Source organism: Streptosporangium sp. CA-115845, assembly GCF_050943795.1.
In the GTDB taxonomy this organism is placed as follows: domain Bacteria; phylum Actinomycetota; class Actinomycetes; order Streptosporangiales; family Streptosporangiaceae; genus Streptosporangium.
In genome coordinates, this window is record NZ_CP191988.1 from 7,333,297 (window position 1) to 7,348,928 (window position 15,632).

Consider the following 15,632-nt stretch of genomic DNA (forward strand, 5'->3'; position numbering starts at 1 on the left):
CTGGAGGCTGCCAGTATGGGCGAGTCAGAGCTCGCTCGGAGGAGGACGCACGATGCTCAACCTGTCGATCGCACTGGAGGACAGCGCCCGGGAGAACCCCGACCGCACCGCACTGGTCTTTGGTGACCTGCGGCTGCCGTACTCCCTGGTCAATACCGTCGCGAACCAGGTTGCCAACCTACTGGTCTCCAGGGGAATCGGGAAGGGCGACAAGGTCGCGCTGGCCTGCCCCAACCTGCCGTACTTCCCCTTCGTCTACTACGGCATTCTCAAGACCGGCGCCACGGTCGTGCCGCTCAACGTGCTGCTGCAGTCCAGAGAGATCGCCTACCACCTGGACGACTCCCAGGCCAAGGCGCTGTTCTGCTTCGAGGGCACTCCCGAGCTGCCGCTCGGCGAGCGGGGCAAGGCGGGCTTCGAGGGATCGTCGGCGGAGCACTTCTTCGTGCTGCCCGCCGCCGCGTTCGCCACCGAGTCCGAGTACGGCGAGACGTTCTGGGCTGCGCTCGACGGCGTGTCCGGCGAGTTCGAGACCGTGCAGACCGCACCCGACGACACCGCCGTGATCCTCTACACCAGCGGTACCACCGGCCAGCCCAAGGGCGCCGAGCTCAGCCATCAGAACATGCTGCTCAACGCCATGGTCTCCGATGAGATGTTCCCCCGCACCGAGGGCGGCGACGCCTATCTGGCGGTGCTGCCGCTCTTCCACTCCTTCGGGCAGACCGTCGTCATGAACGCCGGTTTCCGGCGCCAGGCGACCGTCGTGCTCGTGCCGCGCTTCGAGCCGGGACCCGCCCTGGAACTGATGCGCGCCGAGAACATCACGCTGTTCGCGGGCGTGCCGACCATGTACTGGGCCATGCTGACGAAGATCCACGCCGAGGGCGACGAGGTGCCCACCTCGCTCCGGGTCGCGGTGGCCGGCGGTGCGTCCTCACCCGTCGAGGTGCTCAGGGACTTCGAGAAGACCTTCGGGATCGGGATCCTGGAGGGGTACGGCCTGTCGGAGACCTCCCCGGTGGCCAGCTTCAACCAGCTGGGCAGGCCCACCAAGCCCGGCACGATCGGCACGCCGATCTGGGGTGTGGAGATGAAGCTGGTCGACGGCGACTGGAAGACGATCGAGGGCGAGGGCCCCGGCGAGATCGCGATCCGCGGCCACAACGTGATGAAGGGCTACTACAACCGGCCCGAGGCGACCGCCGAGGTCATGAGGGACGGCTGGTTCCGCACCGGCGACATCGCCACCCGCGACGCGGACGGTTACTACGCCATCGTCGACCGGGCCAAGGACATGATCATCCGGGGTGGCTTCAATGTCTACCCGCGCGAGCTCGAAGAGGTCCTGATCACCCATCCGGAGGTCTCCCTCGCCGCGGTGGTCGGAGTCGCCCACGACTCGCACGGCGAGGAGGTCAAGGCGTACGTCATCCGCACCCCCGGCGCGACGATCACCGAGGACGAGCTCATCGCCTGGGGTAAGGAGAACATGGCCGCGTACAAGTATCCGCGGATCATCGAGTTCCGTGACGCGCTGCCGATGACCGCGACGGGCAAGATCCTCAAGCGCGAGCTGCGCTGAGCGGTCCGCACCCGCCTGGCCGATGAGGCCACGGCGGCGAGGCCGGGTTCCGGGAGGCACCCGACGTACCGTCCCGGAACCCGGTCCCAAGGTGTCAGGCCGGGTAGACCTCGAACTCGGACAGCTGCGCGGCCGGCCAGCCGGTGTTTCCGGTGACGTCCAACCGGACGTACCGGGTGGACGTCACGGGGAACGTGATCGTCACCGTGTTGCCGGAGGCCGGGTTGAAGGAGTGGCCCGCCGATCCCGCGAGCGTCGTGAACGACGCCCCGTTGACGCTGCCCTGCACCGACAGCGTCTGCGTGCGGGCCTGCCACGCCGCCGGCGGCGGCAGCTTCAGCACCACCCTGCCGACCGGCACCGCCGCCCCCAGGTCGACCCGGATTCACTGCGGGAACGCGTTGCTCGCGCTCTCCCAGTAGGTGTTCGGATCACCGTCGACCGCGTTCGGCGGGATGAAGTTCATGTTGTGGCTGCTCGCCGTCACCGCCTTGCCTCGCGCCAGGTTGTCGCCGCCCCCGCCGGAGAGCACGGGTGGGGCGGGTGGCGGTGAGGGCGATCTGGCCCTTGAGCATTCTGCCGCCGTCGCCGGTCAGGCGCAGGTAGTAGTCGGCCGAGCAGGCGGTACCGTCCTCGTCGAGGGCGAGCATGCCGGAGTTGGCCGGGACGCTCGCGAGGGTTTCGGCGGTTTTGGCGATCTGGTTGCCCTCGTTGTACTCGTCGAACATGGAGATTTGAACTCCTCCCCGGCCTGAAGGCCGGAGACTCTCCCGTCGCGTCGTGGTCAAGCGGCGCGCGGGGGTTGACGCTTCGCAGACCGGGTAACCCCGAGGTCTCCACGTCCTGACACCGCTGTTCCGTCGGCGTTGTTGATGTTGATCGCGGCGTTGGTGTCGGCATGCCCGACCCATCCGCACGCGGGGCTTGTGCAGGTGAACACGGTTTTGACGCGGCTGGCCGGGTCGCGGTGCCCGCACCGGTGGCAGGTCTGCGACGTGCCCGGGGTGGGCACCTTCACCACCATCCCGCCGCGATCACGGGTTTTGTACTCCAGCAGGGTGACCGTGCGAGCCCAGGCCTCCCCGGCGATCGAGCGGTTCAGTCCGGCCTTCTGTGCGACGTTCACGCCGGGGTTGTCGACTGTGCCCTTGGCAGAGCGGACCATGTTCGTAATCTTCAGGTCTTCCACCTTGATCACGCTGAAGGTGTCGGCGAGTTCGGTGGTGGTCTGGTGCTGCCAGTCCACGGCTCGGCGCTTGGCTGTCGCGCGGGCCTTGGCGATCTGGTCGTAGGTGCGCCTCAGCCGTTTGGACGTGGGCCGGCCGGGAGTGCGTGTGCGGCGCTGGCGTGCGGACTTCTTCTCCAAGCGGCGCAGGTGTTCCCTCTCGCCGCCGGCGAGCCAGGGTGCGTGCTCACGCATGGTGGTGTCCGACAGGGCCAGGGCGACGTTGATTCCCCGGTCGATCCCGACCTGCGGGCCGGGGTGGCAGAGCGGGGCGGGCACCTGGCGTTCGGTCCGGAACACGATGTGCCAGCCGTCGGCTTCCTTGACCAGGCGGGCTCCGGTGATCCGCCCGGCAGGGCCGCCCTTGGTGAGGCCGGGCAGGTCCTTGGTCCACCGAAACCGCACCCGCCCGACCTTGGGCAGGTTGATCGCACCCCACCGCCGGTTGACCCGCTTGATCTGCAAATCGCGGGCCTGGGGGACATCCACGGCCAACCGGGACCGCAGGCGGCCCTTGAACGTGGGCCGTTTCGCCGGATGGTCGGGGTTGAGGAAATTCGCCCACGCCTGCCGATACGTTCTCAGCACCGCTTGCGCCGCCTGGGCGGGCAGTTGGCCCATCCAGTCGATCTCGCGGCGGGCCTGCCGGATCGCCGCGTCGCAGTCCTTGACCGAGGCCAGACGGCCTTGGCGGAAGGTGAAGTACTCATGCAGCAGGTTCCACAGGGTGCGAGCGGTGTGCGCCTGACCATCCAGCACGGCCGCCTGTGCCGCGCTCAGGTCGAGACGCGCCACGTGCGCCCGGGTCTGCTTCACCAACTCCACGCATTGATCGTATCGTTTGGTTTATGTCACCGCGCTGGAATCCAAATCCCGATGTCCGGACAGGACGCCATGTCGTTTATCACCTTCACGCGCATTTGGTGTTCGTCACTAAGTATCGGCGGGGGGTGTTCACGAACGAGATGCTGGCCCGCTGCGAGGAGATCATGCGGGAGGTGTGCGCGGACTTCGAGGTCGAGTTGCGTGAGTTCAACGGCGACCACGACCATGTCCATCTGCTGATCCACTACCCGCCGAAGGTCGCCCTGTCCAAACTGGTCAACAGTCTCAAGGGCGTCTCGGCACGGCTCCTGCGCAAGGAGTATGCCGCGCATGTCCGCAACCATCTGTGGGGTGGACACTTCTGGTCTGGGTCCTACTTCGCCGGGTCGGTCGGCGGCGCACCGCTCACGGTACTCAAGCAGTACATCGAGCAGCAGCAACGCCCACCGTGACCTGCGGGTGAAGGCCATCGATCCCTCGTCCTACGCCACGAAGCCGTACGGCCCCCGCCGCGAGATGTCCGCGACGGGGGCCGTCGGTCCGGCGTGAACGCGTCCGCGTGAGGGCCCGCGCGGATTCTCGTATAGGAACATCCCATATGAGCGTCTCCCGCGCGGGGGTCCCGCGTGAGCGCGTGTCCCAGAGGTCAGGGCCAGTCGAGCGAGGGGCGGAGCGGGACGCCGGCGGTGCCGTCGTCGTTGAGCTTCACCCCGAGAACCTGGTGGAGCTGGATCTTGTTGCGTTCGAAGCCGACCACACAGGCCGCCATGTAGAGGCGCCACACCCGTGCCGTACCCTCGCCGACCTCCTGAACCGCCTCGTCCCAGTGCTCGTCGAGGTTGGCGCACCAGTAGCGGAGGGTCTGCGCGTAGTGCTCGCGCAGGTTCTCCTCGTGCCGGATCTCGAAACCGGTGTCCTCGATCTGGCGGGCCAGGTAGCCGACCGACTCCAGCTCCCCGTCGGGGAAGACGTAGCGATTGATGAAGCCGCCGGCGTTGAGGGTCTTCTCGGTGCCCGTCGGCCGGGTGATGCAGTGGTTGAGCAGCCGCCCGCCGGGGAGAAGCTTGTCGTACAGGAAGCGGAAGTAGAAGGGCAGTTGCTCCTTGCCGATGTGCTCGGTCAGGCCGATCGAGCTGACGGCGTCGAAGTCCGTCTCAGGCACGTCGCGATAGTCCATGTGACGGACCTCGGCGAGCTCGCCGAGACCGGCCTCCGCGATGGCCTTCTGCGCCCACTCGGCCTGCTGGCGCGAGAGGGTGACGCCCAGCGCCTTCACCCCGTACTCACGGGCGGCGTGGATGACCATGCCGCCCCAGCCGCAGCCGACGTCCAGCAGCCTCATCCCCGGCTTCAGGCCCAGCTTCCGGGCGACCAGCTCGAACTTGGCGAGCTGCGCCTCCTCCAGGGTGGACTCCTGCTCGGGGAAGACCGCGCAGGTGTAGGCCATGGACGGGCCGAGCACCCACGAGTAGAACCTGTTGGAGACGTCGTAGTGGTGGTGGATCGCCTCGGCGTCGCGCTGCTTGGCGTGCCTGCTGCCCATCCGGGCGAGCATGCTGCGCCGCACCTCCTGCGGAGGCGGCGGCATCCGGGTGAGCAGCGGGCGGACTCCGAGAGCTCTGATGGCCGCGAGCTTCTGCCCGACCGGGAGGTCGTTGATCGTGAGCGACCACATTCGGGAGAGCAGCGTGTACATGTCCCCTTGGACATCGAGGTGGCCGGACACGTACGCCCTGGCCAGTCCCAGCTCCCCGGGGGCCTGTGCCAGGTACGCGACGGCCGCCGGGGTCTTCACCTCGACGCTGATGTCGGCGCTGGCCGGGCCGGCCTTACTTCCGTCGTAGGCGACGAAGCGTACATCCGCCTCAGAGCCCATCACCTTTTCGAAGATCTCTGCGAGCAACACAGAATCAACCTCTCTTAACGCCCCCGAACACACTTGTCGTAGAGGTCGAGCAACCGGCCACCCCCGTCGTATGCCCGCTTGACCGGCCAATAGGCGGTTCCGTTATAAAACCGCCAGAATTCATCCTCTGGGTAGAACGAGGTGGAGTACAGCGATTTATGGCCGTCCAGTTCGTGGACCCGGTTCTCGATGAGACGGTTGTGGTAACCGTCGAACTGCCCCCTGGGCAACGGGACCGTTCCCCAGAAGCCGAAATTGACGTACAGCCGGCCGGGCTCCAGCGGATAGAGCGGCCACTCGCCGGTGGACTTCAGCGGGCACATCCAGACCGGCGCCATCCCGACCTTGTCGTGGAAGAAACTCAGGAACTCGGCACCGCGCTCGACGGGCACCTCGATGTCCTGGATGACCGACTCCTGCACCGGCAGGTCGCGCCAGCGGTCGACCCTGGCGATCACCCCGTACTTGCGGTCAAGGCCCACGAGCCTGCGGTAGACGTCCGAGCGCATCCACTTACGCGGCATCAGGGAGCGCACCAGCGCGGTCTGCACGCCGAAGGCGCGCGAGCACCAGAACCAGTCGGTGTCCCAGCGCCACAGGTAGTCGCGGACGGTCAGCCAGTCGCGGGTCCTGGTCTGGATCGACCGGTAGTAGATGCGCATCCCGGTGTAGTCGGACAGGTACGGAGCACGCTCGGCGAAGCGTCCCACGGTGATGTAGAGCTCACCCGGACCGAAGAACGTGCCGTCCACGAAGTCGACGCGCTCGCCCTCGTACTCGCCACTGTCACAGATCTCGCGCATCGCGAGCATGCACTTGTCGGCGTCCCCGAACGGGATGTGGGTCAGCCTGACGTACGGCTGGACGGGCTTGAGCTTGATCCGGATCCGCAGGGCGTAGCCAAGCGTGCCGTATGAGTTGGGGAACGCCCGGAACAGGTCGCGATGCTCGTTGTCGTCACGGGCCACGACGATCCTTCCGTCGCCGGTGAGGATCTCCAGCTCCTCCACCGACTCGTGCGGCAGCCCGTCCCTGAAACTGGTGGACTCGATGCCGAGCCCCGTCACCGCCCCGCCCAGCGTGATCGTCTTCAGCTGCGGCACCACGTACGGCATGAGCCCGTGGGCGAGCGTGGCGTCCACCAGGTGCTCGTAGGTGGTCATCCCCTGGACCTCGGCGGTCATCGTCTCCGGATCGACCGCGATGACCTGGTCCAGGTCCCTGGCGGAAAGCTTCGCCGACCGAGTGCCCTCTCTGAAGCGGAACAGGTTCGTGGTGGCCTTGGAGAGCCGGGGCACCGCGTCGCCGGGAATGGCGGCGTAGGAATCCCTGATCTGCTCCACCGCTTGCCGGTGCGCCGACATTTCTGTCATCTGTCGCACGGTAATCACCCCCATGACCATCGTTGGAAAGATCGCCCCTAGGCACGTTATATCTCGGATGTCTCCGGAGCCAGGCGGGGCGCGTTAAACACTGGAAAACTCTACGACTGTCCTTCCAGGAACCTGCGGCCGACCACCGGATCAACCCCGTTGACCACGTTCGTCACCGGGCGGCCGTCGATCGCGGCCTCCAGGTTGTCCAGCACGCAACGGATCAGGCGGCCGGTCGACTGCGGGGTCACCCCCGCCACATGCGGCGAGAGCAGGACCCTGGGACTGCTCCGCAGCGGGTCGTCCGGCGGCAGCGGCTCGGTGTCGAACACGTCGAGCGCGGCGCCGCCCAGGTGCCCCGACTCCAGGGCCGACAGCAGCGCCGCCGAGTCGACCACCTGCCCCCGGGCCGCGTTGACGAGCAGCGAGCCCGCGGGCATCAGGGACGGGTCGATCAGCCTCCTGGTCCCCTCCACCAGCGGGATGACCAGGACGAGGACCTGGGAGCTCGCGACCAGCTCGGCGAGCCCCCGGTAGGTGTAGGGCACCTCGCGCGGCGTGCGCGTCCAGTAGGAGACCTCGCACCCGTGGGCGGCGAACATCCGCGCGCAGGTCTCGCCGATCGGGCCGAAACCGACGATGCCGACGCGCGAGCCGTACAGCTCGGTGGGCCCGAGATCCAGCTGCGGCCAGCGGCCGGCGCGGACCGCGGCGTCGGCCTCCGTCAGCCGCCGCGACAGTGCGAGCGCAGCCGCGAAGCACCACTCGGCCACCCCTGTCGCGCTCACCCCCGCGGTGTTGGCCAGCGGCACACCGGCCTCGGCGAGCGCGGCGAGGTCGTGGCCGTCCACGCCCACCGACGGCTGCTGCACGAACGCCAGGTTCGGGGCGGACCTGACCGCCTCGGCGTCCAGGACGAGCTCGCCGCTCCAGTCACCGACCACGATCTCGGCCTCGCCGAGCGCAGCGAGCAGCGACTCCCGGTCGCGGGCCGCGGGGACCGACACCGCGATCCGGTCGCCCAGCGAGCCGAGCAGGTTGCGCACCGCCCCCTCGGGGAGCGGCGGTAGCGCGAGCACCTTCCAGGTCATGTCACTCGCCGCCGCGGGGATGGAAACTGCCGAACACCCGGTTCATGAGGGACCGCTGGGCATCCCAGTCGTCGTCGTGGGTGGTCCAGCTGAGCACCATGACCGTATCGCCCACCTCGATGAAACGCTGCACCTCGTGGTAGGTCACCCCGGCCGTGGCCCAGGGGGCTCCGCCGTTGTCCTTCATGCTCCAGGTGAACTCCCACTGAAGTCCGGAGCCGTAGGCCAGGGGGATCCTCGCCGTGTCCTCGGAGTGGATCTCGCTCCACTGGACCACGTTCTCCTTGACGATCTCCTGAAGGGAGGCCAGACCGTCGGCGTTCGCCTCCAGCACCTCCACAGACAGGTGGGCGGCCCCGTCCCTGCGCAGCCACTGGGTGTAGCCCGTCTCGGCCGCCCAGTCGCCGTTCCAGCCGGCCGGATAGCTGATGGACCAGTTCTCCGGCGGACGGGCCCGCCAGGCCTTCAACCCTCCGGTGGGCACCACCGCTCTGGTCCTGCTGGGAGTGGGGGTGGGACTCGGGGTGGGCGTCCGGGACCTGGTCTCCTCCACCGGTTCGGCCGTCGCCATCGAGGGGGCGGGCTCGGCGCGCGCCACCGGCTGTGATTCCGGCTGTGACATCGCCACGGCCGCGACGGCGCCACCGGCGGCCAGGAGCACGACGGCCGCCAAGACCAGGGGGATCCGGCCACCGCGCCGCCCCCCACCGCGCCGACGACCGGACGCGGGCGAGGTCTCGGTCTCGTGCCTGCCCCACTCCCCAGTGCCGCGCGGACTCTCAGCGGTCCGTGCCGTACGGTGGATCGCCCTCTCTCCGGTGCGCCGGGCCGCGGCCGACGGGTCGTCAAGGACCTCCGCCAGCATGGCGTCGGCCTGCTGGGCGGTCAGCCGGTGGGCGGGCTCGCGCTGGAGCATGCCGGTGAGCACCGCGCGCATCTCCAGGGGCACCCTGCCGAAATCGGGCTCCTCGGTGAGGAGCGCGCCGAGGGTGGCGATGGCGTCTCGGCGTTCGAAGGGGCCGTGCCCGACCAGTGCCGCATAGAGGGTCGCGCCGAGCGCCCACAGGTCGGACCAGGGGCCCGCGTCGGTGCCGGTGGCGCGCTCGGGCGGCAGGAAGCTCGGCGAGCCCGTCACCATGCCGGTCTGAGTCAGCGAGGTGTCGCCCTCGATGGTGGCGATGCCGAAGTCGGAGAGCACCGCGCGGCCGTCGGCCTCCAGCAGGATGTTGCTGGGCTTGACGTCACGGTGCAGGATCCCGGCCTCGTGTGCCGCGCGCAGGGCCGAGAGGACCTGACGGCCGATGTCGGCGACCTGGCGCACCGGCAGCAGACCGACCTCGTCCAGCCCTCGGGCCCTGACCAGCTCCATGATGATCCAGGGACGACCGTCCTGCTCCGCCACGTCGTAGATCGCCACGATGCTCCGGTGGTTGAGCCGGGCCGCGGTCCTGGCCTCGCGGGAGGTACGGGTCAGCTGGAGCTGGTGCTCGGCCGGGGAGAGGTTGGGCGGCAGGAGCACCTCCTTGACGGCGACCGGGCGGTTGAGGAGGGTGTCGTAGCCCTCCCAGACGACGCCCATGCCGCCCCTGCCGAGCTCCCGCAGCAGTCGATAACGCCCAGCGACCATCCGTTCACTGTGCGGATATGTCATCGCAAAACCCCTAGGTCCCATTCGGCGAAGGCGCAAGTTTCCCATACGCGCACGGGCGCCACGCGGCTCATCGCGATGTGTCTTGCCACGGAAAGCCGAATGTTGTTCTACTTGAGCGGAGGGAACGGTCATACATCACACCAAGCGCTTGCTTGTGTGCGCCGTACCGGGCTAGAGTCGATACCACATCCGAGGAGAATATCGATGGAGCGCGTGACCAGGAAGGGCCCGCTGGCCGGAGTCCGCGTGCTCGAACTGGCGGGGCTGGCCCCCGGGCCGTTCGCCGGGATGATGCTCGCCGACCATGGGGCCGAGGTGCTGCGCGTCGAGCGCGCGAGCGTCGTCGCCAAGGCGGGGGACAACCCACGTGCCGACGTGATGGACCGGGGCAAGAGAACGGTCGGCCTGGATCTGAAGTCCCCCGAGGGGGTGGCCGCGTTCAAGGAACTGGCCCGCCATGCCGACGTGGTCATCGAGGTCTTCCGGCCCGGGGTCGCCGAACGCCTCGGCATCGGCCCCGACGACCTGCACGCGATCAACCCGCGCCTGGTCTACGGGCGGATGACCGGTTGGGGCCAGGACGGCCCGCTCGCGCCGACCGCCGGGCACGACATCGACTACATCGCCGTCTCCGGCGTGCTGTCGATGCTCGGCCGCGACGGCGAGCGTCCCACCCCGCCGATCAACATCCTCGGCGACTTCGCCGGGGGCGGCCTCATGCTCGCGTACGGCGTGCTGCTCGCGCTGATCGAGCGGGAGCGGACCGGTGCGGGCCGGGTGATCGACGCCGCCATGGTGGACGGCGCGGCGACGCTGTTCGCGATGTTCTACCACGGGGTGCAGACCGGCTTCTGGGGCCCGCGGGGCACGAACCTGCTCGACACCGGCGCGCCGATGTACGACACCTACGAGACCTCCGACGGCAAACATGTGGCCGTCGGCCCGTTGGAACCGCAGTTCTGGGCGGAGATGGTCAAACTGATGGAGCTTGAGGACCTGCCCGACCGCAACGACAGGAAGCAGTGGCCCGCGCTTCGCGAGCGGCTGGCCGAGGCCTTCAGATCCAGGACCCGCGCGGAGTGGGAGGCGCTCTTCGACGGCTCCGACGCGTGCGTCTCCCCCGTCCTGGAGGTGAGCGAGGCCACAGAGCACCCGCACAACAAGGCCAGGGGCACGTTCGTCGAGGTCGGCGGCGTCCGGCAGCCCGCCCCCGCGCCGCGCCTGCTCGGCGTGGCGGAGCAGGACCTCTCCCCCGCGACCCGGCTGGCGGATCTGACCTCCTGGGGCCTGTCCGACGAGGCCGCGGCCGCACTGCGTGACGCGGGGGTGCTGGCCTGATGCCGGAGGGATCACAGAGGCTCGAAGGGGATCTTCGATGACCAGCCCGTTCTCAGAGGTGGGCCAGGAGATCGGGCGCCGCGTCGCGGCGGCGCCCGCGTCTGCCGAGTCGCCCGGTGCCGCCGGGATCGATCTGCTCGACGGCGACATGTACGCCGGCGACCCTGGACCGGTGTACGCCTGGCTGCGCGAGCACGCGCCGGTCTATCACGACGCGGAGAACGCGCTGTGGGGCGTCTCCCGGCACGCCGACATCTCGGCGATCGAGCGCGATCCGAAACTGTGGTCCAACGCGGGCGGCTACCGGCCACAGCTCCCCAGCGACCCGTCGATGATCGGGATGGACGACCCGGAACACGCCGAACGCCGACGCCTGGTCTACCGGCGCTTCACCCCGCGCCACGTGGCGGAGCGGTACGCCGGCCGGATACGCGCCGTCGTCACCGAACTCATCGACGAGGCGCTGGAGAGGCGCGCCGTGGACGCCGTGCCCGCACTGGCCGCGCCGCTGCCGGGCCGGATGATCGGCTGGCTGCTCGGCTTCCCCGAGGAACGCTGGCCGGAGCTGGTGCACTGGTCGGAGACGACGGTCGCGGCCGGGGGCGGCCTGCGCTATGTCACTCATGAGGCCGCCGTCGCCGCCGGGGAGTTCGCCACCGCCGTCCTGGAGCTGGCCGCCGAGCGGCGCGGCTGCCCGCGCGACGACCTGACGTCGATCTGGAGCCGGGAGGCCGGCTACGACGACGACCACCTGGCCAACGAGGCGCTGCTGCTGCTCGACGGCGGCGCCGAGACCACCAGGACCGTCATCGCCACCGCCATCGGCGCGCTGATCGACCACCCCGAGCAGTGGCGGATGCTGCGTGAGGACCCCTCGCTGATCGGAAACGCCGTCGAGGAGTTCATCCGCTGGACCACCCCGATCCTCAACATGTGCCGGAGCGCCACCCGCGACACGGTCCTGCACGGCCGGCGGATCCCCGCGGGCGGTCAGGTCCTGCTGATGTACGGCTCCGCCAACCGGGACCCCTCGGTCTTCACGGACCCGGACGTCTTCGATGTGACCCGTCCCGCCGGCGGCCACATCGCCTTCGGTCTCGGCACCCACTTCTGCCTGGGGGCGGCACTGGCCCGGCTGGAACTGCGGATCTTCTTCGAGGAGTTCGTCCGCCGGATCGGTTCGGCCACCCGGGCCGACGAGCAGGGCCCGCGCATCCTGCCCAACGCCTTCGTCCGGGGGGTCACCTCCTTCCCGATCGTCCTGAAACCCCGCTGAACGCGCGCCCCCGGTGGCCCTCTCCTTCCCCGCCGTCCTGAAACCCCGCTGAACACGCCTTCCCGCCCACCGGCCCGACCCGCCCCCGTCTTCCGATCGGCTCGGCCACCTCACCAGCGACACGTCTGCCATAGACGTGCCGCTTTTCGTCGTAGGGGTTGATTCGAATGTAGTAGATGTACTACATTCACACACATGAGTACTGCACCGAACGGTCAGAAACCACAGGCGGCGTGCGAGGCGACCGAGGTGGCACGGGGCGTCGATCCGCGACTCCGGAACGAGTCCCTCGCCCCCCACGACCAGGCCCGGCCATCGGCCGCGCGGGTCTCCTGAGCGCCGGGAGACCCGCCCGAATGCCTTCGGAGGACGTGTACAACCGGATCTCGGTGCTGAGAGCCGAGCGCGGGATCTCACGCAAGGATCTGGCGGCCGCGCTGGGGGTCCACTACCAGACCATCGGCTACCTGGAACGCGGCGAGTACAGCCCCAGCCTGTTCCTCGCCCTGCGCATCGCCGAACACTTCGAGGTGCCGCTGGAAGTCGTCTTCTCCCTCAAGCCGTTCCCGCGACTCGGCAGCAACTAGTCAGGTGGAGTCATGAACACCCGGAAAAAAGACAGGCTACCGACCCGCGTTGAGATCATGCAGCGCGACTACCTGCCCAGCTGGTACGCCACCCGGGGTCGCAGGCGGCTGCTCGCCTCGGCGGTGGTCCTCGCGATATCGCTGCTGTGGGTGGACGTGGCCATCTCCTGGGCCGTTCCCCGGGACGACAGGAGCGCCCTGGCCGGCCTCGCCCTGCTGGCGATCGCGACGGTCGTCTACCTACCGGCCGTCAGCCTGCTCAACATCGCCACCCGTGGTGTCGTCGAGTTGCGCGAGCGCGACCTGGACGAGCGTCAGGTGGGCGAGCGCCTGCGGGCGGTCGCCGTCGCCCACCGCGTCACGACCGGCATCCTGGTCGCGCTCGCCGCCGTCGTCATCGGGGTGGGCATCGCCCGGGGCCACGACCACTCCTTGCCATGGGACGCGCTCGTCGCCCTGACGATCGCGCTGTTCCTGACGCACTTCGTGCTGCCACTGATCATCTCCGGCTGGCGACTGCCCGACCCGCCGAACGACGACGACTGAACCCGTCCCGGCGCGACGGGAGCCGCGCCGAACCGCTCAGCGCATCGGGGACAGGACCGCCGCGTAGATGTCCGCTCCCCCGGGGTGGTGCACCTCCACATCGGTGGTGAAGGCCCTCGGCGGGGTTCCTCCCGACTCGGTGTGCTTCCACAGCCGCTGCCACTCCTCGGTCAGCGCGTCCGGCATCGGCCCTCTGGCCTCCAGCTTCAGCGAGGGCACCCCCGGCACCCGTACCGCCACCATGCCCTCGGGCAGCGCCGCGGCACTGCGCACGGCGACCCCGACGATCTGGGTGTAGGCGCCGTTGTGGTCGCTCTCGTAGTCGGTGAGCACGGCGTAGATGTTCTCGTCGACCCGTCCCGGCACGTGCGCGAAGGCTCCGGGGGCCCCCGCCCTCGCCCACAGCGCGCGGAGCCTCCCCCGGCCCGGCTCCATCTCGTCGGCGTTCGACGTTCGTACGGCATGGCCTACTACGAGCATCTCGGGCCGATCAACCAGGATCACAACGCCTCCTCTTGGCCACCCACTTATTCATGCAAACCGGATCTTAGCCTCCGCTCCGACCTGCTGGATCCTCTTGGAGAGCACGGAAAGGGGGAACGCTCACCTCTGGCAATTCGCGGGATAGAGTGGAATAACGTGAAATTTCTCAATGAGCCGGTACCGGCCTACGACCTGACCTACAGCGACGTGTTCATGGTCCCGTCGCTCTCCTCCGTCGGCTCACGGCTCGCCGTCGATCTCTCCAGCAGGGACGGCACCGGGACCACCATCCCCATCGTGGTCGCCAACATGACGGCCGTGGCGGGAAAGCGGATGGCCGAGACCGTCGCGCGCCGGGGCGGCATCACCGTGATCCCGCAGGACATCCCGATCGACGTGGTGGCAGGCGTCGTCGACTGGGTCAAGAAGCGCGATCTGGTCCACGACACGCCGCTGACGCTCACCCCGCACGACACCGTCGGCGAGGCGCTCAACCTGCTGCCCAAACGGGCCCACGGCGCGATCATCGTCGTCGACTGGGAGAACCGCCCGGTCGGCGTGGTCACCGAGGGCGACTGTTCCGGCGTGGACATGTACACGCAGCTCTCCCGGGTGATGTCCGACAACCTGCTCACCCTGCCCGCCGGGCTCGACCCACGCGAGGTCTTCGACCGCCTCCACGAGGGCCGCCACCGGCTCGCCCCGGTCGTGGACGGCGACGGCCGACTGGTCGGCATCCTGACCAGGACCGGCGCGCTGCGCGCCACCCTGTACCAGCCCGCGGTCGACGACTCAGGCAGGCTCCGCGTCGCCGCGGCCGTCGGCGTCAACGGCGACGTGGCCGCCAAGGCCAAGGAGATCCTCGACGCCGGGGTGGACTGCCTGGTGGTGGACACCGCCCACGGCCACCAGGAGAAGATGATCAGCGCCCTGCGGGCGGTCCGCGCGCTCGACCCCGGTGTACCCGTCGCGGCGGGCAACGTCGTCACCGCCGAGGGCGTGCGCGACCTGGTCGACGCGGGAGCCGACATCGTGAAGGTCGGCGTCGGGCCCGGGGCCATGTGCACCACCCGGATGATGACCGGCGTGGGCCGCCCGCAGTTCTCCGCCGTGCTGGAGTGCTCCGCCGAGGCCCGCAGGCTGGGCCGTCACGTGTGGGCCGACGGCGGCGTCCGCCACCCCCGCGACGTGGCCCTGGCCCTGGCCGCCGGGGCGTCCAACGTGATGATCGGCTCCTGGTTCGCCGGTACCTACGAGTCGCCCGGCGACACCCGTACCGCCCCCGACGGGCGCAAGTACAAGGAGAACTTCGGGATGGCCTCGGCTCGCGCGGTGATGCTGCGCACCGCCGAGGACTCCCCCTTCGAGCGGGCCCGCAAGGCGCTGTTCGAGGAGGGCATCTCCACCTCCAGGATGTATCTCGACCCGGCCATGCCCAGCGTCGAGGACCAGATCGACGCCATCGTGGCCGGCCTGCGCTCCTCGTGCACCTACGCGGGCGCCTCCACCCTGGAGGAGTTCCACGAGCGCGCGGTGGTCGGTGTGCAGAGCGCGTCCGGCTACACCGAGGGCATGCCGCTCCACCAGAGCTGGTAGTTCACCCGCCGGGGTGGGCGCCGCCGTCCCCGCGGCGCCCACCCTCCCGGGTCGCCACCCCGTCCCAGCGGTAATCGCAGTCCCTCGTGGATCATCACCGTCCGCCCTCGCACCACGTTGCCCCGCCCGGAGTCGCCACACACGACAAGA

16 protein-coding genes are annotated in these 15,632 nt (G+C 69.2%); 8 read left to right on the forward strand and 8 right to left on the reverse strand.

What is annotated here, in order from left to right:
- Window positions 1-52 precede the first annotated feature (52 nt).
- The gene (locus ACQP0P_RS34865) at window positions 53-1,585 is read left to right on the forward strand and encodes a long-chain-fatty-acid--CoA ligase (protein WP_433363320.1); all 1,533 of its coding nucleotides are present in this window, start codon (window positions 53-55) and stop codon (window positions 1,583-1,585) included.
- A gap of 94 nt (window positions 1,586-1,679) precedes the next feature.
- Here the strand turns inward: ACQP0P_RS34865 and ACQP0P_RS34870 are convergent, their stop codons facing one another.
- From ACQP0P_RS34870 to ACQP0P_RS34880, 3 genes are all read right to left on the reverse strand, one after another.
- On the reverse strand, window positions 1,680-1,946 hold the full coding sequence (locus tag ACQP0P_RS34870; RefSeq protein ID WP_433363323.1) for a discoidin domain-containing protein: 267 nt from the start codon (window positions 1,944-1,946) through the stop codon (window positions 1,680-1,682).
- A gap of 70 nt (window positions 1,947-2,016) precedes the next feature.
- Window positions 2,017-2,313: a hypothetical protein gene (locus tag ACQP0P_RS34875; protein ID WP_433363326.1), complete on the reverse strand. Its 297-nt coding sequence runs from the start codon at window positions 2,311-2,313 to the stop codon at window positions 2,017-2,019.
- 56 nt (window positions 2,314-2,369) lie between these two features.
- On the reverse strand, window positions 2,370-3,635 hold the full coding sequence (locus ACQP0P_RS34880) for an RNA-guided endonuclease InsQ/TnpB family protein (RefSeq protein ID WP_433363329.1): 1,266 nt from the start codon (window positions 3,633-3,635) through the stop codon (window positions 2,370-2,372).
- 23 nt (window positions 3,636-3,658) lie between these two features.
- On the opposite strand from ACQP0P_RS34880, the gene tnpA reads away from it, so the two are divergent.
- Entirely contained in the window at window positions 3,659-4,087 is a 429-nt protein-coding gene (tnpA, locus tag ACQP0P_RS34885; RefSeq protein WP_433363332.1) for an IS200/IS605 family transposase, read from the forward strand.
- Between the two features lie 194 nt (window positions 4,088-4,281).
- Here tnpA and ACQP0P_RS34890 read toward each other — a convergent pair whose 3' ends face one another.
- The 4 genes from ACQP0P_RS34890 to ACQP0P_RS34905 form a co-directional block, all read right to left on the reverse strand.
- Window positions 4,282-5,541, reverse strand: coding sequence for a class I SAM-dependent methyltransferase (locus ACQP0P_RS34890; protein WP_433363335.1), 1,260 nt, complete (start codon window positions 5,539-5,541; stop codon window positions 4,282-4,284).
- 14 nt (window positions 5,542-5,555) lie between these two features.
- A complete protein-coding gene (locus ACQP0P_RS34895; RefSeq protein ID WP_433382272.1) occupies window positions 5,556-6,905 on the reverse strand; it encodes an FAD-binding oxidoreductase in 1,350 nt (449 codons plus the stop codon).
- Window positions 6,906-7,024: 119 nt separating this feature from the next.
- Window positions 7,025-8,005, reverse strand: a complete 981-nt coding sequence (locus ACQP0P_RS34900; protein ID WP_433363338.1) for an NAD(P)-dependent oxidoreductase — start codon at window positions 8,003-8,005, stop codon at window positions 7,025-7,027.
- Between the two features lies 1 nt (window position 8,006).
- Window positions 8,007-9,632 carry a serine/threonine-protein kinase gene (locus ACQP0P_RS34905; protein ID WP_433363341.1) on the reverse strand — a complete coding sequence of 542 codons (1,626 nt, stop codon included), beginning with the start codon at window positions 9,630-9,632 and terminating at the stop codon, window positions 8,007-8,009.
- 228 nt (window positions 9,633-9,860) lie between these two features.
- On the opposite strand from ACQP0P_RS34905, the gene ACQP0P_RS34910 reads away from it, so the two are divergent.
- From ACQP0P_RS34910 to ACQP0P_RS34930, 5 genes are all read left to right on the forward strand, one after another.
- Window positions 9,861-10,994 carry a CaiB/BaiF CoA transferase family protein gene (locus ACQP0P_RS34910; RefSeq protein WP_433363344.1) on the forward strand — a complete coding sequence of 378 codons (1,134 nt, stop codon included), beginning with the start codon at window positions 9,861-9,863 and terminating at the stop codon, window positions 10,992-10,994.
- Window positions 10,995-11,031: 37 nt separating this feature from the next.
- On the forward strand, window positions 11,032-12,270 hold the full coding sequence (locus ACQP0P_RS34915; protein WP_433363347.1) for a cytochrome P450: 1,239 nt from the start codon (window positions 11,032-11,034) through the stop codon (window positions 12,268-12,270).
- Between the two features lie 195 nt (window positions 12,271-12,465).
- The gene (locus ACQP0P_RS34920; RefSeq protein WP_433363349.1) at window positions 12,466-12,606 is read left to right on the forward strand and encodes a hypothetical protein; all 141 of its coding nucleotides are present in this window, start codon (window positions 12,466-12,468) and stop codon (window positions 12,604-12,606) included.
- Window positions 12,607-12,626: 20 nt separating this feature from the next.
- Complete coding sequence (locus ACQP0P_RS34925) at window positions 12,627-12,857, forward strand: helix-turn-helix transcriptional regulator (protein WP_350925919.1); 231 nt, start codon at window positions 12,627-12,629, stop codon at window positions 12,855-12,857.
- A gap of 12 nt (window positions 12,858-12,869) precedes the next feature.
- Window positions 12,870-13,403, forward strand: coding sequence for a hypothetical protein (locus ACQP0P_RS34930; protein ID WP_433363352.1), 534 nt, complete (start codon window positions 12,870-12,872; stop codon window positions 13,401-13,403).
- 36 nt (window positions 13,404-13,439) lie between these two features.
- Here the strand turns inward: ACQP0P_RS34930 and ACQP0P_RS34935 are convergent, their stop codons facing one another.
- Window positions 13,440-13,907 (reverse strand): GyrI-like domain-containing protein, encoded by a 468-nt coding sequence (locus ACQP0P_RS34935; protein WP_350925923.1) that lies wholly within the window; start codon window positions 13,905-13,907, stop codon window positions 13,440-13,442.
- Between the two features lie 135 nt (window positions 13,908-14,042).
- Here ACQP0P_RS34935 and ACQP0P_RS34940 point away from each other — a divergent pair, with 135 nt between their 5' ends.
- Window positions 14,043-15,482, forward strand: a complete 1,440-nt coding sequence (locus ACQP0P_RS34940) for a GuaB1 family IMP dehydrogenase-related protein (protein WP_433363357.1) — start codon at window positions 14,043-14,045, stop codon at window positions 15,480-15,482.
- Window positions 15,483-15,632 lie beyond the last annotated feature (150 nt).

Excerpts from the sequence above, each read along its gene's own strand:
- ACQP0P_RS34865 (WP_433363320.1), top strand. The coding sequence starts at position 53 with ATGCTCAACCTGTCGATCGCACTGGAGGACAGCGCCCGGGAGAACCCC.
- ACQP0P_RS34875 (WP_433363326.1), bottom strand. The coding sequence starts at position 2,313 with ATGTTCGACGAGTACAACGAGGGCAACCAGATCGCCAAAACCGCCGAA.
- tnpA (WP_433363332.1), top strand. The coding sequence starts at position 3,659 with ATGTCACCGCGCTGGAATCCAAATCCCGATGTCCGGACAGGACGCCAT.
- ACQP0P_RS34895 (WP_433382272.1), bottom strand. The coding sequence starts at position 6,905 with ATGTCGGCGCACCGGCAAGCGGTGGAGCAGATCAGGGATTCCTACGCC.
- ACQP0P_RS34900 (WP_433363338.1), bottom strand. The coding sequence starts at position 8,005 with ATGACCTGGAAGGTGCTCGCGCTACCGCCGCTCCCCGAGGGGGCGGTG.
- ACQP0P_RS34905 (WP_433363341.1), bottom strand. The coding sequence starts at position 9,632 with ATGGTCGCTGGGCGTTATCGACTGCTGCGGGAGCTCGGCAGGGGCGGC.
- ACQP0P_RS34910 (WP_433363344.1), top strand. The coding sequence starts at position 9,861 with ATGGAGCGCGTGACCAGGAAGGGCCCGCTGGCCGGAGTCCGCGTGCTC.
- ACQP0P_RS34915 (WP_433363347.1), top strand. The coding sequence starts at position 11,032 with ATGACCAGCCCGTTCTCAGAGGTGGGCCAGGAGATCGGGCGCCGCGTC.
- ACQP0P_RS34920 (WP_433363349.1), top strand. The coding sequence starts at position 12,466 with ATGAGTACTGCACCGAACGGTCAGAAACCACAGGCGGCGTGCGAGGCG.
- ACQP0P_RS34925 (WP_350925919.1), top strand. The coding sequence starts at position 12,627 with ATGCCTTCGGAGGACGTGTACAACCGGATCTCGGTGCTGAGAGCCGAG.
- ACQP0P_RS34930 (WP_433363352.1), top strand. The coding sequence starts at position 12,870 with ATGAACACCCGGAAAAAAGACAGGCTACCGACCCGCGTTGAGATCATG.